Source organism: Vibrio sp. CCB-PB317, from assembly GCF_022808245.1.
Classification (GTDB): domain Bacteria; phylum Pseudomonadota; class Gammaproteobacteria; order Enterobacterales; family Vibrionaceae; genus Vibrio; species Vibrio diabolicus.
This window is the reverse complement of sequence record NZ_JALGNU010000002.1, coordinates 574926-596908: the sequence shown is the minus strand read 5'-3', so window position 1 is coordinate 596908 and position 21983 is coordinate 574926. Positions and strand designations below refer to the sequence as shown.

The window sequence follows — 21983 nt, the reverse complement described above, 5'->3', positions numbered from 1 at the left end:
TGATAGTAAAGGAAATCAACATGAAAAAGACTCTTATCACTCTTGCTCTAACCATGGTATCGAGTGGCGTATTTGCTCAAATGGATAACTCAAACATGAACCACGAAAATATGGAGCATGGTCAAATGGAACACGGTTCCATGAACATGGATAAAATGACGATGGATCATGGAAAAATGGACCACGGTAAAATGGATCATTCAGGTATGAGCGGCATGCCGGGCATGTCAGCGGTTGGTATGCCTGCAAATGGCGCAAAACCAGACAAAGTCGTTCATGTACTCTTAACGGATGATATGAAAATTACATTCAAAAAAGACGTGACAATAGAACCGGATGATGTGGTTCAATTTGTGGTAATGAATACTGGCAAAATCAATCACGAATTTACCATTGGTTCAGTAGAAGAACAGCTTAAACACCGTGAAATGATGAAAACCATGTCTGGCGATCACATGCATGACTCCGGCAATGCTGTCACAGTTGAACCAGGCAAAGCGAAACAACTCCTGTGGCACTTCCATGGCGATAAAAATGTAGAGTTCGCGTGTAATATTCCCGGTCATGCAGAAGCCGGCATGGTCAAAAAAGTGGAACTGTAGTGAGACCGGATTAACGCATTAACACGGTTCATAGACGTTAAATGTAAATACAAAAGGAGCTGATTCAGCTCCTTTTTATTTCACCCCAAATACTAGATTATCGCATCACAAACAGCTCTTCATGATAGTGATGTTCTGTATCAAAACGATATGCCTCTAACTCTTTTTTCAGGGTTCGAGAAAATACCTCCGGTCCACAGAAATAAAACTCATAACGCGATAAATCGCCGCATTCCTTCGCAATTTGTTCAACATTAAGTCGAGGTGAAATCGCAGTATCTATCACGTTCAGTTTCACTTGTGCCTGACGCGCAGCATTCCACAGTTCATCCACTAAATGACTATCTAAGCCACGTGTGCAATAAAACAAATGCACTGGCGGATGTCTTTTTAACGCTTTCAATGAAGATAAGATAGCAAAGAACGACGCTATCCCGACACCACCAGCAACCCAAACTTGCGGCTTGTTGACATCAAACTCTAAACGCCCATACGGTCCTTCAACAACAACCTCATCGCTCGCTTTCACGCGCTGGTACAAATTGGTCGTGAAATCGCCTAGCTCTTTGATCAAAAAGCGAATCTCTGGATCGTGCTCACCTGAAACAATCGTAAACGGATGCGGATCTTCATTACCAAAACGAACATAAGCAAACTGCCCGGCTTTGTGTCCTTGCCAAGGTTTTCCTTGACCGTTATTGCTTGGCGCCAAAACCAGCCCCATCACGCGCGCTTGAGGGAAGTAGCGAGTCGACACCACTTTGGCGGGATAGCGATTCGCTCGTCCGACAAAGCCAAACAAGCTATAAACGGCAGCCGCAGAGCCCATCAATGCAAAACCAAAAGCGATAAAATGAATGGGATCGCCCCAGTACGCGTGCTTGATCAGCAAAACGGAGTGAACAGCAACCATCAAATACACCACCGCCATTAAACGATGGGATAACTTAAACGGTTTGTACTTAACAACAGTCCAGAGTGACACTGCCAGCAATACCAATAGAAAATAAAAGCCCCACTCACCTAAATCCAAGCCTATATCACGCAGTTCTTTAACCCATAACTCAAAACCAACGAAGTTATTGCCTGATGGCCCTGCTCCAGTGTGTTTTACTGGTTTTTCCAACCAACCAGCAGCAACGAGCCACTTCGGCACTTTATACATAAGCCAATGGATCACACCCAAACTGACGCCTGCTATACCTAACCACTTGTGTACTCGATATGCCTTGTCCATGCCATGAACCCATTGCTCTATCACAGGTAAGCGCAGCGCCAGCACCATCGCAATAGACATCAAAGCTAACGACAAAACACCAGAATATTGAATAAGCGCGGAGCGCCATTGGAAGAATGGGGTCGAGGAAAGCAGTTGCGGTTCACTCATCCACCACAACACAGACACGGCGGCAATTATCATCCATACAAAATTTCGTACAGTTTTCATGAACATCACTCTCAAATTGACGACAACTCTAGTTTAGTTTTTCTAGCGTAATGCAACGTCAATATTCGTAAAGTTGAGTAAACCCACAATATACCTAAGGTCAATAACAAGCTTGGAGGTATTGCGCAGAATCCTACAAAAAATCGACATGGATTTAACAGTGGTTAGAGTATTCGCTCGTTATAGTTTGCGTAACATCGCCACAGTGCGAACCAAAACCAAAATGAAGAACACGACGCATGAAAAAGTTATTTTTGTTGGCTGGGCTAATGGTTTGCTCAACCCTAAGTTACGCTTCCCAACTGAATGAAGACATTTCTCTCATCGAACAACAAACCTCAAGCAGAATTGGAGTCTCGGTTTGGGATACACAAACCGATGAGCGCTGGGATTACCGCGGCGATGAACGCTTCCCACTCATGAGCACATTCAAAACCTTGGCTTGCGCCACAATGCTAAGTGATATGGACAGCGGTAAGCTAAGTAAAAATGCGACCGCGAAAGTCGATGAGCGCAGCATCGTTGTGTGGTCTCCAGTGATGGACAAACTCGCAGGCCAAAACACACGCGTAGAACACGCTTGTGAAGCTGCGATGTTGATGAGTGATAATACTGCTGCCAACTTAGTATTGAATGAAATCGGCGGCCCTAAGGCCGTGACAATGTTTCTGCGAACTATTGGTGATAAAGCGACGCGCCTAGATAGATTAGAACCACGTTTGAACGAAGCGACACCGGGAGACAACCGCGACACAACCACACCTAACGCTATGGTAAACACTCTGCGAACCTTGATTGAAGGAGAAACGTTGTCTTACGAGTCTCGCGTGCAATTAAAAATCTGGATGCAGGACAACAAGGTTTCAGACTCGTTAATGCGTTCAGTATTACCAACAGGTTGGTCTATCGCCGACCGCTCTGGTGCGGGTGGTCACGGTTCGCGCGGTATTAACGCAATCATATGGAAGGAAAACCATCGTCCTGTTTACATTAGTATCTATGTCACAGAAACCGAGCTATCACTTCAAGCCAGAGACCAGCTCATCGCGCAAATCAGTCAGTTGATTTTACAGAAATACAAAGATAATTAATTCACTGCGTACATATTTACTTTCCTAAGTTCACCCTCTTTGCCCTTCTCTTCCCTGAAGGGCTTTCTCATTCTTTGGTTCTACCTCAAAAACACCCCTTATTGAGTAATGACTTACTTATAAATAGGTATAACATTTATTCATTTAGGCGTGAGTTAACGCCCACATTAAGCAATTGAACACACATAGATGGCGATAAATAAACCATAATCTTACGTAGAAACGCATTTTTCTTGAAAATAGCTTCGTGTAACTTATTGTTGGTATTTGCAACATCGCAAGGAGATGTCTATTGAGACTTGAAAGAACTTTTAACCCTGATGACTTATCGATGCAGAACATGGAAAGTCCGATCTGTATGCCGATAGGGTTTGTTCACTTTTTAGCTCAATCGGAAACATTGCAGCAGGTGCTTGATACGGTCGCAGAATGGATAAATCGTATATTCAATTCCGACCGCGCGAGTATCACGCTTTATGAAAATGATGATCATCTAAAGGTCTACTCTTTCTCTGGTAATAAAGCGATTCCGGCTGAATTCTTGGTACCTATTCACCGAGCTTTTGTTGGCCGAGTGTTCAAAAAACAACAACTGATGATCTGTGACGATGTCACTCAATCTGATGAGGTCGATTGTGTGATGCTGGCATCCAATGGCATGGGAACGTGTATGGATGCGCCTTTAATGCACGGTAAAGTCTGTTTGGGCACGCTTAATGTTGCACATCACCAAACGCACACTTATACAAATGAACAAGCGGCACAGCTTCAGTGCATTGCTAACTGGATTGCTTTAAACATTGCCCTTCATATACAAATTATGAAAATGGAGCATCTCGCCACAACGGATGATCTGACTGGCATTCCAAATCGCAGAGAATTCATGCGACAAATCGAAAGCCGCTTGACTGAATACCGTACCCAAGGCATTGACTTCCATGTTGCTATTCTAGATTTAGACAACTTTAAGAGCCTTAATGATCGGTTTGGTCATGATGCTGGCGATAAATCGCTGATCCATGCAGTCAACACCATTCAAAGTAATCTACTTGACTGTGACTTACTTGCCAGAGTTGGCGGTGAAGAGTTTGCCATCGTACTAAGAAGCCGCTCATCGCAAGAAGCCCTAAACACATTAGAAACGATTCGCAATGCGCTAGAAACTACGACGATTCAACACTCAGGTCGTGATATGAGCTTTACCGCTAGTATTGGTGTAACTCAAGTCTGTAGCTTGGATGACTCGTTTGAACCACTCGTAAAACGCGCCGACTTAGCCCTTTACAAAGCCAAAGAAACCGGTAGAAACCGTGTTGAGGTTCATAAAACAGAAGAAAACTAGAAAAGAGAGTGATAAAAAAGGTAGCGACTTGTTGCGCTACCTTTTATAAATTCTAACCCGCCTAAAATAAGTAATACGAACTTTAAGCCAGTTTAGAAATAAGAGTGAGCAAATTTAATTATGCTTTCTTAAGATCTTTAGCTGGGTAAGTTAGCGTTTTCTCGCCTGCTTTTACGTGTGTGTAAAAACCGCCACTGCTTAAACCTGTAACAACCATTTCGCCAAGATCGATACCTTTAGTCGCTACTACTACGTCACCGATTGAAAACATATTGAATACCTTGTTTATTTAGATTAAGACACTAAGTCGTTGCGCGGTATTTAATATGATATTAGGCAAACCACCTAATCGAATTTTTTATCGTAAAGATTAATTTTTATTTGGCGTGAACTCTAAGTTTCCATATTGAAAAAAACACAATATTTCCCAAAAACAGATGCGCTATTCTTGTTAAATACGTTAAGATTTTCTAGCATCAATTGCGGAGGTTTACTTCGCCTCATTGGAGATAAATGATGAAGAAAGGCCTAAAAATGCGAGCACTAGAACGCTCTGATTTGCGCTTTATTCACGAACTAAATAACAACCGAAATATCATGGCCTACTGGTTCGAAGAGCCCTATGAATCTTATGATGAGCTCGAAGAACTGTACCGAAAACATATACATGATGACGCAGAAAGACGCTTTGTGGTTGAAGATGAAGACGGCATAGTGATTGGATTGGTCGAACTTATTGAGATCAACTACATTCACCGAAGCGCTGAGTTTCAGATAATCATCGCCCCAGAGCATCAAGGACGAGGTTATGCGACAGAGATGATTAATCGTGCATTGGATTACTCCTTCTCGATTCTTAATCTACGTAAAATATACTTATTGGTCGCAGTGGATAATGAAGTCGCTATTCATTTATATAAGAAATGTGGTTTTATTGAAGAAGGCCATTTAGTAGAAGAATACTTTATTAACGGAGCCTATAGCGATGTTAAGCGCATGTATATATTAAAACACCAATATCAGAAAAAGATCGAAGAAAAGAACGCGATTCACTAATTTATTCCATCAAAGTAAAAACGCAGCCATCGTTGCTGCGTTTTCAATTTACTCAAATTGATATTGGTAAGATAATGCGACGCGCCTATCTGCCTCATCTAAATACGTGTTGTTGTCCATGACAAACGTCATTACGTTAAACGAGTGACGTTTATTCACGAGATAACCAAGGCCGATACCACCAAAGAAGCCTTTGTAGTTCTCTCCTTCACTGTTTTCTGAGCCGTAAGTGCCTGCTGCGAAGCTGATTAACGTCAGCTCTTTGGTAAACGATTTCAGCGCAAATGCACCAACGTAACCACTGCTGCCTGAAGAGCTCATCATATTGAAGCCATTCTCTGCACTTGGAGTGCCCGTAAAATTAGGCTCGCTACAGTGGCTACTTTCTGCACCGTCACATACGGGAACATCACCAGTGTTGTACGTATAGCCTGCCATTGGGAAAATTTGGAAGCCTGCTGGCTCAATCCCGAAATAACTTAACGGCATAAAGGTACCAACGCTGTAGTTGGTTTGATCCGCGCCGTTTACGTATTCATTTTTACCAAAATTGAAATTCACGATACCGACCGGAAACAACCACGAACCACCAACACGCCACTCGCTCGCATCATCATTGATACGCAGGTTGATTTTGCGCGCTTGGTCAAGCGCAAGTGAGCCCGAGAAGGAGATGTTTTGATCATCAAAATCGTAGTTGTTTGCGTACGACGCGCCAAATTTCGTGATGACTTTTGTTGGGTCATCCGCCAACTTGTTTTTATTGTCTTTTACTCGATGCTCGGCACCATGAGCCAGCGTACTGACCAACAAAGTCGTACACACTAACGCTAGTTTGTTTTTCATTTTTAGTCCTTTGAGATGTTGAATACCCACACTTAGCCGCACAGATACTTTTTAAATCATCACTCACTGGGTGTGACAGAAGCGCCCTAACTACCTTAGATAGCGCGACAGCATCCAGTGCAGGTAGTTAGGGTAGAATGGCCTGTAAGGAAGGCGTTTTAGCGATTAGGAATGATTAGTTTTTCCAGTTGTAGCTCATGCTCATGAAGTACAGAGCAGGCTCATCAAAGCCAGCTTGTAAGCGTGGCGTTTCTGACGATTCCATCAAGATCGCTTCAAACGCGAAACCAATTGAGTTTTCTGAATCCAATTTGTAATCAATGCCTGTACCAATGCGGTACGCCTTGCCAGTAGGAACGGTTATGTCACCGTTTGATTGGCTTTCATACATGCTGGTATCGAATGCAAAACCTGCATTCCACATCATTTTTTCATTCAGTTTGTACTGAGTACCCAATGCGATTTGGTAAGTGTCTTGTGTCTCTACGTTCAGCGTGGTTGTGTATCCGCTCCAGTCTTGCCAGTTCACGTTCCACATCACCGCTAGGTCATCATTCACTTCATGGTAAGCACTGAAGATCAGTTGTTGTGGAGCAATGGAGTTACTATTGTCGAATTCAAATTCGGTTTCAGAAGAATAAGACAGACCAAGACGCGTGCCTGGTGTTGCCTCATAAAGCACACCTACTCGGCCGTTGACTTGAGTATCTTGGTCTTCGTCTAAGTATTTTTTATGCATGTCAGAGCTAGCCAACGTCCCTTCCGCTTCTACTTCATACATACCGTACTGAATACCAAGCGCCGCACCCACAGACCAGTGATCATTGATGCGGTAAGAAGCGGAAGGTTGAATGGTCAAGGCTTGTGTCGTTGCTGTAGGAATATCTAAATGATCACCCAAAAGGCCTTCGTACTCGAGGCCAAGACCGTAGTTGCCATACAGACCAATACCCAGCGTCCATTTGTCGTTCACTTGTTGGCTGTAAAATGCCGACGCCATAGGAACAAAACCAATCACGTTGCCCGCGTCGCCAGTCATCGTGTCTAGTTGCGCGTCACCGTAAAGGCCAATCAGGTTACCAGAGAAAGATTTACCAGAAACATTCGCCAGACCAGCCGGGTTTGCTGCCATTACTGAGGCATCTTGCGCACGAGCCGCCATACCAGCGGATGCCAAACCAATATCCGATGCTGTAGTTTCGTAAAGGTATAACCCACCCGCTTGCGCAGCAGCACACGTCAGTAGAGAGCTCGCTACGACGATTTTTGAAAGATTTTTCATGCTAAAACCTATTATTGTTTGGGGCCCCCACGCTGCGACGGTGGTTGTATATCAATGAAAGACATTGACCAATCGCATACAGCGTGGGGGTGTTGTGGAGTCAGTCAGTTGAAATCAGCGTTATTGCTCGCTCACCTCAAGTTCAGTGGGTTTCTTTCGCTTAAACTTCTCGCGCAGAGATTGCATCATCACGAAAAACACTGGCGTCAGCAACGTGCCTACAAACGTAGAAAGAATCATGCCGCCGAATACTGCAAAGCCCAGTGAATGACGAGATGCCGCACCAGCACCCGATGCAATCACCAACGGGAATACCCCCCAGATGAAGGCGAATGCGGTCATCTGTACTGCACGGAAACGGATTCGAGCAGCTTCTTTGGCAGCATCAATGATGGATAAGCCCTTTTCTTCTCGCAGAACTTTGGCAAATTCCACGATAAGAATCGCCACTTTGGCGGACATACCGATCAAGATGACCACACCAATCTGCACGTACAAATCGAACGGTTGTCCCACCAGTAATAACGTCCCCATTGCGCCGAGAATCGCGACTGGAACCGCCATCATTACCGCAGCAGGAATGGTCCAACTTTCGTACTGAGCCACCAAGAACAAGTAGGTGAACAGCAAAGACAATGCGAACGCGATTGGCGCCATGTTGCCTGCTTTCATCTCTTGGTAAGTCATGCCTGACCACTCGTACGAGTAACCACTTGGTAAAGATTCTGCAGCCAGTTTTTCAATGGCTTTTACAACATCACCCGAGCTGTAACCTGGCGCTGGTGCACCGTTCACGGTTGCAGAACTGAACATGTTGTAGTTCGACAAGGTATCAGGGCCGAAGATCGGCTTCACTTTCACTAGCGTTGCCAATGACACCATTTTTCCAGAGCTTGAACGAACAAACAGATGGTTGATGTCGTCGATGTTGTCACGGTATTGCTCTTCTGCTTGCACTTTCACTTGGTACGAACGACCAAACAAGTTGAAGTCAGAAATGTAGGCACCGCCCAACTGTGCTTGCAGTGTGCTGAAGATTTCATTCAACGGTACGCCCATCGAAATCGCTTTATCGCGGTCAATATCGATGTAACGTTGCGGAATGTTCGCACGGAAAATCGAGAACGCACGCGCCACTTCAGGCAGTTGATTGATTTGGGCAACAAAATCAGCGGTTGTTTTTGCCAACTCTTGTGGAGAACGGCCCAAGTTGTCTTGCAGCACAAGGTTGAAACCATCCACCGCACCCATGCCTTTGATTGCCGGCGTCGCGAAAACGAACGAAGCGGCATCTGGCGTTGAGTTCAGCATTTGGTTAACTTTGTTCATCAACGCGCGTTGGTGTAACTCAGGGTCTTTACGTTTGTTCCAGTTATCCAGTTTGATGATCAACATGCCCGAGTTTGGAATCGACGCCATGTTAATTACCGAGAAGCCCGCAACCGAAACCACGTTCTCCACACCTTCCATCTGTTTTAGCTCATCAACGTACTTCTTCATTAATGGTGCAGTACGCTGCAATGCTGCTGCGTCTGGCAAACGCATTTCGACCATGAACACGCCTTTATCTTCGTTCGGTACGAAAGAAGAAGGTACGGTCATGAACGCAAATGCCAGCACCGCAATAAGCGCGCCATAAACACCGATACTCAGCACAATACGACGGCTCAAGAAGCCAACTAAACCTTGGTATTTGCGCGTTATTGCTTCAAAACCGCGGTTAAACGCACGCAAAGGCGCAATAGGTTGCGAGTGAGTAGATTTCAACATCAACGCACAAAGCGCTGGCGTTAACGTTAATGCGTTGATCGCAGAGATCAGCACCGACACACAGATGGTGACCGCGAACTGGTTGAACATTCGACCAGAAATACCCGGCAATAGCGCAACCGGTACGAATACCGCCAACAAAATAAGCGTTGTTGCCAATACTGGACCCGTCACTTCTTTCATAGCTTGGATCGTGGCCGGAATCGGGTCTAAATGCTCTTCATGAATAACCCGCTCCACGTTCTCCACCACGATGATCGCATCGTCCACCACGATACCGATGGCGAGGATCAAGCCAAACAACGAGATGGTGTTAATGGTCATGCCCATCACGCCCATGATTGCGAACGTCGCAATGATGGAAACCGGAATCGCTAAGGTTGGAATGATGGTCGCTCGCCAGTTCTGCAAGAAAACGTACACAACGAAGGTGACAAGAAGTACCGCAATCACCAGCGTCTCGTACACTTCATCAATCGATGTCTCTACGTATTCGGTAGAGTCATACGCGATGTCGTAGACCAAATCATCTGGGAACGATTTCTCGTACTCTTTCATTGCCTCTTTCACGCGTTCCATCACGTCTAGCGCGTTCGCGGTCGGCAACTGGTACAAGGCCAGAACGGCGGCTGGTTCGTTATTCATACGACCATCAGCTTCGTAGCCTTGTGCGCCAACTTCGACACGAGCCACATCTTTCAAGCGAATCAAAGAACCTTTCTTGCTCGCACGGATGATGATGTTCTCGAACTCTTCCGCAGAAGTAAGGCGGCCTTTGGTTTGCAAAACATATTGATATTGCTGGTCACCCGGAGCTGGCATACCACCGATCTTACCCGCCGCCACTTGGATGTTTTGCGTTTTAATTGCGCCAATAACATCGCTAGCAGAAAGCTTCAAGGTGGCCAATTTATTTGGGTTCAACCAAATACGCATTGAGTAGTCTTTCTTACCCAGCAGCGTAATGTCACTCATACCTTCGATACGTTTTAAACGCTCAACAATATTGAGATCCGCATAGTTAGAGAGGTAGATACTATCGTGAGACTGTTTCGGGGAACGCAGTGTAATAACGCCCAACATGTCAGAAGATTTCTTCTTAACCGTCACACCGATTTGGTTTACTTCTTGTGGGAGAGAAGACGTCGCTTGCGCCACCAAGTTGTTCACACGAACTTGCGCCATATCGCCATCTGCGCCCACTCGGAAATAGATACGTAGTGTGTATGAACCATCGTTACCAATCACAGAAGACATGTAAATCATGTCTTCAACGCCGTTGACTTTGGCTTCTATCGGCTGTGCAACCGTCTTTTTAACCACGTTCGCGTTTGCACCCGGATACATGGTGCTCACCGTAATTACCGTCGGAGAGATTTGAGGATACTCAGAAATTGGCAAGACTTTCAGGGCGATCATACCCATCAATGTCATCGCCAGTGAGATCACCAAAGCAAACTTCGGCCGGTGAATGAAAAATTTACTTAACATCAGTACTCACTCAGCCTTGTTCACTCTGTAGTTCAACGTCTTTCACCGTTGCACCCGGACGCACTTTTTGTAGACCATTGACGATGACTTTTTCGTTAGCCGCCAAGCCAGTCAGCACAGCACGTTTCACACCGTAGGTCTGACCAAGTTCAACGTTACGACGTGACACCACGTGATCATCACCAACCACCATGACGTAGTCACCCGCTTGGTCTTGCTGAACAGCCGCCGATGGGATAAGCAAACCATCAATGGTTTTGTTGCGCAGCTTTATGGTCAAGTTGCCATATTCACCCGGCATAAGCGCGTAAGTTGGGTTATCAAATTGTGCTTCTGCTCGAATTGAGCCTGTTTCTAAATCGATCTTGTTGCCAACGGCGTAGATCTTGCCATCAAGCGGATACAATGAACCGTCTGAAAGCGTCAGTGTTAAATCAACATCCAGTTTGTCATCGTTACGATGAGCCACATCAATCGCGCTTCTTACGCGGCGGTAGAGCTTCTCATCCACATCAAAGCCAAAGCGAATTGGGTCGATTTGAGTGATCGAAACAAGAGGAACAAGTTGAATTTTCGAAATACGGTCACCCACTCGGAAGTTGCTGAAACCCACACGGCCAGAGAAAGGAGCACGCACAGAGCTAAATTCAAGATCGAGCCTTGCTGAAACCAGCGTCGCTTTCGCCTCTTCTACCGAAGCAATCGCTGCGGCGTGCGCGGCAATGGCGTCATCGTATTGCTGCTCACTGATGCTTTTATCTTTGATGAGTTTCTTAACACGTTCTGCATCACGCGTAGTTTGAACGAGTTGTGCTTTTGCTTTTTGCAACGACGCTTTTGCATACGCTAGTGCCGCTTTGTAAGGGCGGTCGTCGATTTCAAACAGCAATTGGCCTTTTTCGACCATATCGCCATCTTTAAAATGAATCGCGGTTAATTCACCACCGACTCGAGGCATAATATCAACGTCATTTACCGCTTCAGTTCGACCGATAAAAGTATGATAAGGAGTGATTTTTGTTTCGGTTAGGGTAACGGTTTCAACAGAGGGTGCTTGGGCAGTTTTCGTTGCGATATCGCCAGTTTTGCATCCTGATAGTAATGCAGAAGATATAGCAATAGATACCAACGCAAATTTATATTTGGCTTTCATGATAAACCTACTTTATGTAGAAAGTGTCCTAGCCTAAATATTTAAATATATGGATAAACACACTTTCTATTCTGGAAATAAATGAGGGAGTTAGAATTGGTAGTTAAATTCGATACGGTGATCACCATCACCGAAATTAACGTGCTCATTCCAGTTTGCAAAGTAACGAATATTTGCGCGAGGATTAATTTGATAAGACAACGCAAACTCATGAGTTAAGATATTATCTTCACCCGCGTAATAAGTATCTTTATATTGACTAGACCCTGACAATGTATGCATATACATTGGGTTGTAATTAATCCAGATTTTATCGGTTAATTCAATTTTTGAGTACATACCGACAACGGTGAAAGTACCTGGAATTTCGTAACCTTTGTCATCACCACTAAAATCATTAGCAATAGTGACACCCGCCCCAGCTAAAGGAAATAGCTGCAACATACCAAACTTAGGTAGGCCTTGAATAAAGCTATAAGATGCATCTAATTTATCGTTATCAACATCGTAGTTTACATCCAATTGACGGCCTAGACCTTTTGCGACTTCTACTTGGAAATTACGTAGTCGGAAAGAGTCAATGCTGTCATCAACATTGGCATACATTGGATCGTCATTGTCGCGAATGCCAAATAGCTCACCACCAATGCCTTTCATTTCGATGATGTTCATCGCCATGGTGCCAGGCTGGCTAGATTGGTAAGTTTGACCGATTTTGATGTTCGCGCCTTTGTCAGTAATACCAAAGCCCGCTTGGGTGTAAACCGCAAGTGGGTCAGACATGTCTTGTAGTTCTTCGTCATTATTTGTCTGAGCATAAGCAGAAGACGCGAGTTGAAGGGCTGCTGCCATGATAACAACAGACGGTTTCACTAAATTCATAAAACTGTATCCATTTTAATGATTATAAAATTATTCACGTCATGAGGTCATCATAAATAGCAAGTAACACAACTCGCTTTGGATAATATAAATTATCAAAGCAAATTTAATAATGACGAAACATTAGACGTTTTAATTAAAATAAAATAAAGCGTCGTAAAAGTTCAATCACTGCTACTTATATCTTATATAACTTGAAATTTGGTAAGCTTTACGAAGAAGGGAATATTAAAACTTATGAAAATTCAATTATCATTAGAACAAATGATTAATTAAATTTACCATATAAATAAGGAGTGCAATGGTGTTAGGTGATCGCGATCAAGTTTTATTTGTATCGTATATTACTCTTCAGGTAAAGAAGAGAGTTGTAATAAATTGCAAATACCTTAATTTAATTAGCCTTGCGGTCAATTTAGAATAGTTACTCCACAATAAATTGAAAGGAAATCACACTCTGTGATTCCCTTTTATTTTCGAGTGCAAAGAACCAATACTTTTCGTTAACTAAAAACGCAAACGATTCGCACTATTGCAGTTTCTCTATCCCCATATTGAACAGTGCAAAGCTATAAATATCTGCATTTGTCTCAATTATTTTACGCGTTGGTGTGCCAGCACCATGCCCTGCATTGGTTTCGATACGAATCAAGGTCGGATTTGAACCCGCCTGTTTTGACTGCAACTCAGCAGCAAATTTGTAAGAGTGAGCAGGAACAACACGATCATCATGATCACCCGTTGTAATCAATGTTGCTGGGTATTCCATCCCCGCTTTTACATTGTGCACTGGCGAATAACCTTTCAGATATTGGAACATCTCTTTACTTTGCTCTGCCGTACCGTAGTCATACGCCCAACCAGCACCTGCGGTAAAAGTATGGTAACGCAGCATATCCAGTACGCCGACTGCTGGCAGCGCCACTTTAAACAGCTCTGGACGTTGCGTCATAACAGCCCCCACTAACAAGCCACCATTCGATCCACCGTTAATGCCTAACTTGTTTGATGACGTTACCTTTTCATCGATTAGGAATTCAGCCGCCGCAATAAAGTCATCAAACACATTTTGCTTTTGCATTTGAATGCCAGCGTTGTGCCACTCTTTACCATACTCCCCACCGCCACGAATGTTCGCTACCGCGTAAACACCACCAAGCTCCAGCCAAGCCGCACGTGTCGGGCTAAAAGATGGTGTGAGGCTGATGTTGAAGCCGCCATAACCATATAGGATGGTTGGTGCACTGCCGTCCATCGGTGTCCCTTTTTTATAGGTGATGATCATCGGCACTTTTGTTCCGTCTTTTGAGGTGTAAAACACCTGGCGAGAGTCATACAAAGCTGGATCAAATGGCGCTTTAGATTTGTAGTACACCTCGCTATCACCATCTTTGATGTTCAGACGATACGTAGTGCTTGGCATCTTGTAGTTGGTGAAAGAATAGTAGACTTCGGTTTCATCTTTTTTACCCGAGAAACCGTATGCGCTGCCAATATCAGGCAATTTGATTTCTCGAATGAGTTTGCCGTTCATGTCGTATTGCTTCACCATCGAGATCGCATCAACAATATAACTCGCAAACAAATTGCCACCTGCGGTAGAAACGCGTAACACATTCTTTGTTTCAGGAATCAAATCTTTCCAGTTTTTGGGCTGCGGCTGACTCGCATCCACCGTCACGACGCGTTTGTTCGGCGCGTTAAGGTTCGTAACCAAGTACAGCTTCGTGCCTTGGTTGTCTATTACCCAAGTATCAGAACTGGTGTTATCTAAAATGGTTTTAAGCGGGCTGTTTGGCTTACTCAGATCTTTAAAGAACAGTTTGTTACCCGATGTCGATACGCTGGCTGAGATAAACAAGTAGCGTTCATCATCCGACGTATAGCCGCCAACATAACGGTATTTCTCTTCCTCAAAGCCGCCGAAAATCAGCTGGTCTTCACTTTGCTTCGTTCCAAGTTTATGAAAGTAGAGCTTGTGTTGATCTGTCTTCGCGGAAAGTTCACTCCCCTTTGGCTTGTCATAACTTGAGTAATAGAAACCTTGATTGCCGAGCCAACTGATACCGCTGAACTTAATATCCACCAGCGTTTCACCGACTGGCTTTTTGGTTTCTGTGTCTAACACAATGACTTTGCGCCAATCGCTACCGCCTTCCGAAATGCTGTATGCGACCAAAGAACCGTCTCGTGAAAAGCTCACTCCCGCTAACGATGTGGTGCCATCCTCACTAAAAGTATTTGGATCGAGGAAAATTTCTGCTTCACCATCACCTAACTGCCGATAAAGCACATCTTGGTTTTGTAACCCGTCATTTTTGTAGAAATAAGTGAACTTACCCTCTTTGAACGGTTGGCTTTGCTTTTCGTAGTCCATGAGCTTAGTGATGCGCTCTTCAATCTGCTCGCGGTAAGGGATTTTCGACAGATAATCAAACGTCACTGCATTTTGTGCCTTCACCCATTCTGCGGTTTCTAGGCTGAGATCGTCTTCCAACCAACGATAAGGATCACTCACTTTTGTACCAAAGTAGTCATCGACAACATTCACTTTTTGTGTGGTTGGGTACGTGATGGCTTTCGGGGTTACCTGTTCAACCGACGATTGCGCCGCTTCATTTGCATGCGCCACAGACAACACACTTCCGAGTGCGAGAGCCGTTGCGAGTGCTAGGGTGTTCTTTTTCATGAAATTCCTTTTTATTTTTCTGTTGTCTTTTTGTGCAATACATCAGAACTCTACTATATATCGACAAAATGAATCTAATTTCATTAAACGAGTTGTGAAAGCCATCCTAACTCCCTTATTTCCCGCCAATTCTACATATCGGTAAGTGGAGGTGTAGAGCTTAGGAACAACGCTGAAGAGCTACGATGGCGTTTACTCTCTTTCGTCTAAGTCAGTTCGATTTGACGCAAAACCCCAGACTCAGAAGCGAAATCTTGGTCGTGACTAATCAGAACAAATCCACCTTTGTATGCATTTAACGCCTGACTAAGCATTATTTTTGACTCGAGATCGAGATGGTTATCTGGTTCATCAAGCAGCAGTAAAGGCTGGAAGTGTTGATGGCTGACGATCAGCATTGCGAGCTTCATTTTCTCGCCACCGCTTAGTACGCATCCCAACCGAAACACAGCGTCTCGACGAAAACCGATCCCCGCCAGTAAGGTTCTCGCTTCACTTTCCGTCATCTCTTGGCAGGTCTCGATTACGTTCTCAAGTAACGAAAGATTTGGATTCACTGCGCCAAAGTGTTGGTCGAGATAATACAAGGGAGTATTCACTTGCAGCTCACCACTCAGCAACGACAACTCGCCAAGCAACGTCTTTAACAAGGTTGACTTTCCGCAGCCATTTTTCCCTTTGAGATGGACTTTGTCGTTCGCAAAAATCTGCAAAGTGATAGGAGTAGAATCCCCAAAAGGCAATATACCTTCTTGTATCGACAACACTTTTCGCGAACGGTTCGGATTATCTGCAAGATAAAGCTTTTGCGCTTTGAGTTGCTCATGTCGCGATTGCAACGCCTGTTCTTTGGCTTGTAAATGCGCTTGTCTGAGTTGCTCATTCTTATTGCGATTTGAGGCGCTGGCGGTCGCGCTATCCTTTTTTCCATCAAGCAAAATTTTAGGCTGACTGCCGTCTTTGCGCAGTTTGTTCCCTTGCGCGGCGCGTTGGTCTGCTTTTTCGCGATTTTTCTGGGCTTGCTCGGCTAATCGTTTTTTCTGTTTATCGACTTGCGCTAACTGCCTCTCGACCGCTTGCAGTTCAGTGCGTTTTTGCTCGGCATACACATCGTAATCTCCACCAAAAACCTGTAAACCTAGGGCCGATAGTTCCCAAATTTCCTCCATTGCTCGCAGCAGCTCACGATCGTGACTGATGAGTAAAATCGCGCCACCGAAATGCGTCATAGACTCTATCAGCCATTGTTTCGCCTCGGTATCGAGGTGATTGGATGGCTCATCGAGAATCAAAAGCTCCGTTTCGTTTTCAAACAACTGCCATAACTGCAAACGCGCCAACTGACCACCACTGAGCCGAGCACAAGAGAAATCAGGGTCTTGCGGTAAGCCCATCGCAGCAAGCTGCTGTTTGAGTTTCAATTCAATATCCCACTGCTCGCCAACCAGTTCGAACCAATGCTCAGAAACATCACCTTGTTCAATCTGCTTTAAAGCATGCAAGACCGCATCTTTGCCCAGAAACTGGGCGATCGATTGCTGACCTGAAAGCAAATCAGACGGCTGCTGGCGATACATCATGAAAGAAGAGGGAAAAGTCACTACACCGCTGGAAGGCTGAGTTTCTCCCGCCAAAATGGAAGCCAAAAGTGACTTACCGATGCCATTGCGCCCAACCAAACCAACACGTCGTTTAGTCATGGAGCAAGAAATAGACTGGAATAGCGTATCGCCATTATCAAACTGATGGCTAACATTAAAAGCTTGTAAAACTGGCATAATTTGCCTCCTGTATGACAGGGACAACAGCCGTAGCTATGATTTGAGATTGCAACAAAACGCGTGCACAAACGCATTAAGCTCTATGTAAAGCTCGACGATAAACGTCAAATCAAAAATTTGTCTTGTTGCAAAGAAATATCGGAAAGTGAGCTACGCCTACTAACCCTGCAGATCCAAAAAATAAGTAAAAAATATGGATGACAGGTTTAGTTCTTCATGTTGGCGTAATCTCCTAGAGAAATGATTTGCGAAGTTTAGCGGGTTTTCTGACTAAAAAGCAAGCAGCATTATTTATCAAAACTTTGAACGATTTCGAGATCTTATCTACACAAATTTTGCCCAAGCCATACTATGCTTACAGTAAAGCTAATCCACATAAGGGCGTGGTAATGAAATACAAACATATCCTTGTTGCACTCGAACTGTCCGATGAGAGCACTGTTCTGATCGACAGAGCCGTAGCGATGGCTAACTATCTCGACTCCGATATTTCATTCATCCATATTGATGGAACTCACGGGGAAATTTATCGTGAGCTCGTAGACATTAAAGAGAACCCAGACCAAAGGCCGCTGAATGAGCACTCTATGGAATGTTTGAGAACATTCAGTGAGTACATGGATTATCCACTCAAACACTTCTTCGTGGGTACTGGTGATTTAGCCGATAAGCTCGAAATGACCATCAAAGAGCAAGAAGTGGACTTGTTGATTTGTGGACATCATCAAGATTTCTGGAGCAAAATCATTTCCTACTCAAGACATCTTATCAACAAGTCACCAGTCGATATTTTAGTCGTTCCTATTCATGATTAATTAGAATTTGACGCTTGCCAAAACCACCAACTTATTTGGTGGTTTTTTATTGATATTGAAACAGCTTAAGCACTTTTCCAAGCTAGCTTGACGGCCATTTATGAGTTACATTTTCTAACCAACCTGCGCTCCTACCGGGCATGGTTATTTAGATAGCAAGGATCCTTATGGCGAATAAAAAAGTATTAATTCTCTTTGCTCATCCTTCCCAGCATCGTTCAGAAGTGAATACTCCACTTTTCAAAGAAGCTCAAAAAATTGAAGGCGTGACATGTGTTGATCTCTATGGTGAATACCCTCGTTTCGATATCAATATCGACCGTGAACAACAACGCTTGCGTGAGCATGATGTAGTGGTTTTTCAATTCCCACTATATTGGTATTCAACCCCAGCAATTTTAAAAGAGTGGCAAGATCTGGTTTTGGAGTATGGCTTTGCTTACGGCACTGAAGGAACCGAACTACAAGGTAAAACCATGCTGTGCGTGCTTTCGGCCGGCGGCAAGGAAGAAGCCTATAAAGCCGAAGGCTACAACCATTTTACGATTCGGGAACTGCTCGCTCCTATCGAGCAAATGTCAGCGCTCACGGGTATGCACTACATTGCGCCTCTTGCTTTGTTCGGCGCACGTACAGCCGAAGAAGAAGGCCGAATTCCTCGTCATGTCGAACGGTACAAAAGCCTGCTAACAGCATTAGTCGAAGATAGACTGGATGTTGAAGCAGCTGCGTCATTAATCAAACTCAACAGCGCACTTCCGAAGCTCATCAAGGAGGCTTCATGACAGGGATATTCTTACAAGCCTTCGTGTATTTGATTGCCGCTGTGATTGCGGTACCACTTGCCAAGCGTTTAGGGCTCGGTTCCGTTTTAGGTTACCTCATCGCTGGTGTGGTAATTGGTCCAATTATCGGCTTAGTCGGTGAGGAAACAACGACAATTCAGCACTTTGCCGAATTTGGCGTGGTGATGATGCTATTCCTAGTGGGGTTAGAGCTAGAGCCTAAAATGCTCTGGTCAATGCGAAATCGTTTAATGGGCTTAGGCGGTCTTCAAGTTGGCGGTACCATCGCGGCGATTATGGGTATTGCCCTGTACTTTGAGCAGCCTTGGACTATTGCCTTAGCCATCGGTTTGATTTTCGCCCTTTCTTCTACCGCGATTGTTTTGCAAACTTTTAGCGAAAAAGGGTTAACGAAGACAGAAGGCGGACAAAACGCGTTCTCTGTTTTGCTTTTCCAAGATATCGCTGTTATCCCGATGTTGGCCTTTATTCCATTGCTGGCCCTGCCGGAGTTAGTCGAACAAGCACAAAATGCCGTTCAAACGGCCGCGCAGCATCATGACGATTTAAACCTCGTGGCCGATTTACCAGGCTGGGCGTACGGAATAGTCATCACAGCATCGATAGCGATTGTTGTCGTTGGTGGTCACTTTTTAAGTCGACCTCTGCTGAGCTATGTTGCTAGCTCTGGGCTGCGTGAGATTTTTACCGCCACCGCATTGATGCTGGTGATCGGCATCGCAGCACTGATGAGTTTGGTTGGCTTATCTCCTGCATTAGGAACTTTCTTGGCTGGCGTTGTATTGGCGAACAGCGAATTTCGCCACGAGTTAGAGTCCAATATCGAACCATTTAAAGGGTTGTTGCTGGGTCTGTTCTTCATCACCGTCGGAGCTGGGATCAATTTCTCAGTTCTATTTGGTGACTTCTGGTTGATCATGGCACTGACCATTGGCGTGATGGTATTGAAAGCCTTGGTGCTATTTATTCTCGCGCTGATATTTAGAGTGAAAGGCAGCAACCGCTGGCTGTTTACCTTAAGCTTGGCTCAAGCGGGTGAATTTGGTTTTGTGTTGCTAAGCTTCTCTGTGCAAAACCACGTCATTCCGTTTGAACTCTCGCAAACTCTTGCGCTGGTTGTTGCTATCTCAATGTTCTTAACGCCAGGCTTGTTCATTCTATTTGACAAATTAATACTGCCGCGTTTTGAAACTCAATCAAACGAAAGAGAAAGCGATACGATTGAAGAAAAAGGCACAGTAATCATCGCTGGTATCGGCCGCTTTGGTCAGATTGTTAACCGCTTGCTTGTTTCTAATGGTGTAACAACAGTGGTGCTCGATCACCAAGCCAACCAAGTCGATAACATGCGCCAGATTGGCACTCGCGCTTATTTTGGCGATGCGACTCGACCAGATATGCTGCACACTGCGGGCATCGAGCATGCGGCTGCGTTGGTCGTCGCAATTGATAACCAAGAATCGAGTGTGGAACTGGTGAAGTACGTCAAACACACGTACCCCAAAGTAACGGTGATCGCACGCGCCTTTGACCGTGGTCACGGCTATCTTTTGCGTCAAGCTGGGGCTGATATTATTGAATCGGAAACCTACCATTCCGCATTGGAGATGGGCGGTCACACGATGAAAGCACTTGGTATTCATCCCTTCTTTGTTGAGCAGCAAAAAGCGACATACAAGCGTGTTGAAGCACGCAAGTCCGAGCTACTCTACAAAGCTTGGGAAGATGATTCTGAAGGCGAACGTTATGACAACAATTTCCGACAACTGTTTATTCAGTTAGAGGAAAAAATGGCGGAAGAGATGCAAAAAGATCGCCATGACAAACTCTCGCGCTCAGAACGTGGATGGACTCCACCGCCGAAAGGTTACGCCGATGACTTCAATGAAGATAACGTTCAAGAACTAACACCGCCGAGAGAAGAGCCGCTCTGACGGTAACTTGCTCAATATTAAAAACCTCCCGTTTGGGAGGTTTTTCTTTTTCAGTACCGAGTCACATGCCGTGCAGGATAAAATGATCTTCTCACGAGATTACATAAGATCATTCATTAAAATCTCATACTCTTCGTTTGCTTCTTCCACTAAATGAGAAAGCTCTAACGCATCAGTAACTGCAAGATTGAACTGCCACGGAGTTGTGTCTTCTTTACCACAGATTCGAGTTTCACACCCACGACTCTCAAAAGACAAATCATCAAACTCTGTGGTATGGCGCTCTTGAAGTTCTACAATCTCAACTTCTAATTTACCGACAGGGTTAACTTTAACGTGAGCATGTAAATCCGAACTGTTAGACAAACAATAATCTCTATGAACCGCAATCATGGCCGCCTCCTTGGTCTGCCAACTGACAACTCACCCATGAGTGTAGACGAGGGAGTTTGAACGTGGGGTGAAATAATAATGAAGATTGATCTGTCTCATTGGAGTAGACAATTATTGTTGTGCTGGTATGAGCCGGTATGAATCTCATCTGATTTAAATCGTTCCTAGATCACAAGAGTTGGCATTTACCGAGACTTTCCCTATTATCGAAACAAATTTACTGTAGTCATTCTTTAGAGGTCAGTATGGAGCTTGAAGCCGTCGCTAAAGCACTAAAAGAGTTAGGTCATCCTACTCGTTTAAGTATTTACAAAGAAGTTGTCAAAGCGGGATACAAAGGTATCGCGGTAGGCGGCGTACAAGAAAAGCTTGGCATTCCTGCTTCAACTCTCTCTCATCATATTTCTAGTCTAGCCTCAGCCGGGCTTCTCACCCAACGTCGTGAGGGGCGAACCCTTTTTTGCGTTGCAGAGTACCAATGTTTAGATGATGTGATCGGTTTTTTAAAGGCTGAATGTTGCGTTAATGAGTGCTCATAACCTCATAGCAGACGCGAAAGACTTCGGTTTTACATTAGACTTTACCCGTTCTTGAATGACCGCC

At 44.6% G+C, this 21983-nt stretch carries 18 protein-coding genes; 8 read left to right on the top strand and 10 right to left on the bottom strand.

Going from position 1 to position 21983, the window contains the following annotated elements; all coding sequences use genetic code 11:
- Window positions 1-20: 20 nt before the first annotated feature.
- Window positions 21-602 (top strand): copper-resistant cuproprotein CopI, encoded by a 582-nt coding sequence (gene copI / locus MTR11_RS11820; RefSeq protein WP_104973861.1) that lies wholly within the window; start codon window positions 21-23, stop codon window positions 600-602.
- Window positions 603-699: 97 nt separating this feature from the next.
- Here copI and MTR11_RS11815 read toward each other — a convergent pair whose 3' ends face one another.
- Window positions 700-2049 (bottom strand): ferric reductase-like transmembrane domain-containing protein, encoded by a 1350-nt coding sequence (locus tag MTR11_RS11815; RefSeq protein WP_243327605.1) that lies wholly within the window; start codon window positions 2047-2049, stop codon window positions 700-702.
- Window positions 2050-2288: 239 nt separating this feature from the next.
- Here MTR11_RS11815 and MTR11_RS11810 point away from each other — a divergent pair, with 239 nt between their 5' ends.
- Together MTR11_RS11810 and MTR11_RS11805 are read left to right on the top strand one after the other, a co-directional pair.
- Window positions 2289-3140 carry a carbenicillin-hydrolyzing class A beta-lactamase CARB-57 gene (locus tag MTR11_RS11810; RefSeq protein WP_005391263.1) on the top strand — a complete coding sequence of 284 codons (852 nt, stop codon included), beginning with the start codon at window positions 2289-2291 and terminating at the stop codon, window positions 3138-3140.
- A 292-nt stretch (window positions 3141-3432) separates the two neighbouring features.
- A complete protein-coding gene (locus MTR11_RS11805; RefSeq protein WP_243327604.1) occupies window positions 3433-4482 on the top strand; it encodes a sensor domain-containing diguanylate cyclase in 1050 nt (349 codons plus the stop codon).
- A 118-nt stretch (window positions 4483-4600) separates the two neighbouring features.
- Here the strand turns inward: MTR11_RS11805 and MTR11_RS11800 are convergent, their stop codons facing one another.
- Window positions 4601-4753 (bottom strand): hypothetical protein, encoded by a 153-nt coding sequence (locus tag MTR11_RS11800; protein WP_005375418.1) that lies wholly within the window; start codon window positions 4751-4753, stop codon window positions 4601-4603.
- Between the two features lie 245 nt (window positions 4754-4998).
- Here MTR11_RS11800 and speG point away from each other — a divergent pair, with 245 nt between their 5' ends.
- Window positions 4999-5538, top strand: coding sequence for a spermidine N1-acetyltransferase (gene speG / locus MTR11_RS11795; RefSeq protein WP_041853120.1), 540 nt, complete (start codon window positions 4999-5001; stop codon window positions 5536-5538).
- A 48-nt stretch (window positions 5539-5586) separates the two neighbouring features.
- On the opposite strand, the gene MTR11_RS11790 is transcribed toward speG, so the two are convergent.
- The 7 genes from MTR11_RS11790 to MTR11_RS11760 all read right to left on the bottom strand — a co-directional run bounded on the left by MTR11_RS11790 (window position 5587) and on the right by MTR11_RS11760 (window position 17429).
- Window positions 5587-6384, bottom strand: coding sequence for a hypothetical protein (locus tag MTR11_RS11790; protein ID WP_243327603.1), 798 nt, complete (start codon window positions 6382-6384; stop codon window positions 5587-5589).
- A 175-nt stretch (window positions 6385-6559) separates the two neighbouring features.
- Window positions 6560-7666: an OmpP1/FadL family transporter gene (locus MTR11_RS11785; protein ID WP_243327602.1), complete on the bottom strand. Its 1107-nt coding sequence runs from the start codon at window positions 7664-7666 to the stop codon at window positions 6560-6562.
- Window positions 7667-7786: 120 nt separating this feature from the next.
- Window positions 7787-10927 carry an efflux RND transporter permease subunit VmeQ gene (gene vmeQ, locus MTR11_RS11780; protein WP_243327601.1) on the bottom strand — a complete coding sequence of 1047 codons (3141 nt, stop codon included), beginning with the start codon at window positions 10925-10927 and terminating at the stop codon, window positions 7787-7789.
- A gap of 10 nt (window positions 10928-10937) precedes the next feature.
- Window positions 10938-12080 carry an efflux RND transporter periplasmic adaptor subunit VmeP gene (vmeP, locus tag MTR11_RS11775; RefSeq protein ID WP_005391278.1) on the bottom strand — a complete coding sequence of 381 codons (1143 nt, stop codon included), beginning with the start codon at window positions 12078-12080 and terminating at the stop codon, window positions 10938-10940.
- Window positions 12081-12170: 90 nt separating this feature from the next.
- Window positions 12171-12962, bottom strand: a complete 792-nt coding sequence (locus tag MTR11_RS11770) for a hypothetical protein (RefSeq protein ID WP_005479226.1) — start codon at window positions 12960-12962, stop codon at window positions 12171-12173.
- Between the two features lie 529 nt (window positions 12963-13491).
- Window positions 13492-15651: a prolyl oligopeptidase family serine peptidase gene (locus tag MTR11_RS11765; RefSeq protein WP_243327600.1), complete on the bottom strand. Its 2160-nt coding sequence runs from the start codon at window positions 15649-15651 to the stop codon at window positions 13492-13494.
- A gap of 206 nt (window positions 15652-15857) precedes the next feature.
- Window positions 15858-17429, bottom strand: a complete 1572-nt coding sequence (locus tag MTR11_RS11760; protein WP_243327599.1) for an ATP-binding cassette domain-containing protein — start codon at window positions 17427-17429, stop codon at window positions 15858-15860.
- 392 nt (window positions 17430-17821) lie between these two features.
- On the opposite strand from MTR11_RS11760, the gene MTR11_RS11755 reads away from it, so the two are divergent.
- The 3 genes from MTR11_RS11755 to MTR11_RS11745 all read left to right on the top strand — a co-directional run bounded on the left by MTR11_RS11755 (window position 17822) and on the right by MTR11_RS11745 (window position 20987).
- The gene (locus tag MTR11_RS11755) at window positions 17822-18247 is read left to right on the top strand and encodes a universal stress protein (RefSeq protein ID WP_243327598.1); all 426 of its coding nucleotides are present in this window, start codon (window positions 17822-17824) and stop codon (window positions 18245-18247) included.
- A gap of 167 nt (window positions 18248-18414) precedes the next feature.
- The gene (locus MTR11_RS11750) at window positions 18415-19032 is read left to right on the top strand and encodes an NAD(P)H-dependent oxidoreductase (protein WP_005392538.1); all 618 of its coding nucleotides are present in this window, start codon (window positions 18415-18417) and stop codon (window positions 19030-19032) included.
- Window positions 19029-20987, top strand: a complete 1959-nt coding sequence (locus MTR11_RS11745) for a monovalent cation:proton antiporter-2 (CPA2) family protein (RefSeq protein ID WP_046873745.1) — start codon at window positions 19029-19031, stop codon at window positions 20985-20987. The genes MTR11_RS11750 and MTR11_RS11745 overlap by 4 nt, the downstream gene beginning before the upstream one ends.
- A gap of 99 nt (window positions 20988-21086) precedes the next feature.
- Here MTR11_RS11745 and MTR11_RS11740 read toward each other — a convergent pair whose 3' ends face one another.
- On the bottom strand, window positions 21087-21380 hold the full coding sequence (locus MTR11_RS11740) for a hypothetical protein (RefSeq protein WP_005392536.1): 294 nt from the start codon (window positions 21378-21380) through the stop codon (window positions 21087-21089).
- Window positions 21381-21625: 245 nt separating this feature from the next.
- On the opposite strand from MTR11_RS11740, the gene MTR11_RS11735 reads away from it, so the two are divergent.
- Window positions 21626-21919, top strand: coding sequence for an ArsR/SmtB family transcription factor (locus tag MTR11_RS11735; protein ID WP_005375388.1), 294 nt, complete (start codon window positions 21626-21628; stop codon window positions 21917-21919).
- The last annotated feature ends 64 nt before the right edge of the window (window positions 21920-21983 follow it).

Excerpts from the sequence above, each read along its gene's own strand:
- copI (WP_104973861.1), top strand. The coding sequence starts at position 21 with ATGAAAAAGACTCTTATCACTCTTGCTCTAACCATGGTATCGAGTGGC.
- MTR11_RS11815 (WP_243327605.1), bottom strand. The coding sequence starts at position 2,049 with ATGAAAACTGTACGAAATTTTGTATGGATGATAATTGCCGCCGTGTCT.
- MTR11_RS11810 (WP_005391263.1), top strand. The coding sequence starts at position 2,289 with ATGAAAAAGTTATTTTTGTTGGCTGGGCTAATGGTTTGCTCAACCCTA.
- MTR11_RS11800 (WP_005375418.1), bottom strand. The coding sequence starts at position 4,753 with ATGTTTTCAATCGGTGACGTAGTAGTAGCGACTAAAGGTATCGATCTT.
- speG (WP_041853120.1), top strand. The coding sequence starts at position 4,999 with ATGAAGAAAGGCCTAAAAATGCGAGCACTAGAACGCTCTGATTTGCGC.
- MTR11_RS11790 (WP_243327603.1), bottom strand. The coding sequence starts at position 6,384 with ATGAAAAACAAACTAGCGTTAGTGTGTACGACTTTGTTGGTCAGTACG.
- MTR11_RS11785 (WP_243327602.1), bottom strand. The coding sequence starts at position 7,666 with ATGAAAAATCTTTCAAAAATCGTCGTAGCGAGCTCTCTACTGACGTGT.
- vmeQ (WP_243327601.1), bottom strand. The coding sequence starts at position 10,927 with ATGTTAAGTAAATTTTTCATTCACCGGCCGAAGTTTGCTTTGGTGATC.
- vmeP (WP_005391278.1), bottom strand. The coding sequence starts at position 12,080 with ATGAAAGCCAAATATAAATTTGCGTTGGTATCTATTGCTATATCTTCT.
- MTR11_RS11770 (WP_005479226.1), bottom strand. The coding sequence starts at position 12,962 with ATGAATTTAGTGAAACCGTCTGTTGTTATCATGGCAGCAGCCCTTCAA.
- MTR11_RS11765 (WP_243327600.1), bottom strand. The coding sequence starts at position 15,651 with ATGAAAAAGAACACCCTAGCACTCGCAACGGCTCTCGCACTCGGAAGT.
- MTR11_RS11760 (WP_243327599.1), bottom strand. The coding sequence starts at position 17,429 with ATGCCAGTTTTACAAGCTTTTAATGTTAGCCATCAGTTTGATAATGGC.
- MTR11_RS11755 (WP_243327598.1), top strand. The coding sequence starts at position 17,822 with ATGAAATACAAACATATCCTTGTTGCACTCGAACTGTCCGATGAGAGC.
- MTR11_RS11750 (WP_005392538.1), top strand. The coding sequence starts at position 18,415 with ATGGCGAATAAAAAAGTATTAATTCTCTTTGCTCATCCTTCCCAGCAT.
- MTR11_RS11745 (WP_046873745.1), top strand. The coding sequence starts at position 19,029 with ATGACAGGGATATTCTTACAAGCCTTCGTGTATTTGATTGCCGCTGTG.
- MTR11_RS11740 (WP_005392536.1), bottom strand. The coding sequence starts at position 21,380 with ATGATTGCGGTTCATAGAGATTATTGTTTGTCTAACAGTTCGGATTTA.
- MTR11_RS11735 (WP_005375388.1), top strand. The coding sequence starts at position 21,626 with ATGGAGCTTGAAGCCGTCGCTAAAGCACTAAAAGAGTTAGGTCATCCT.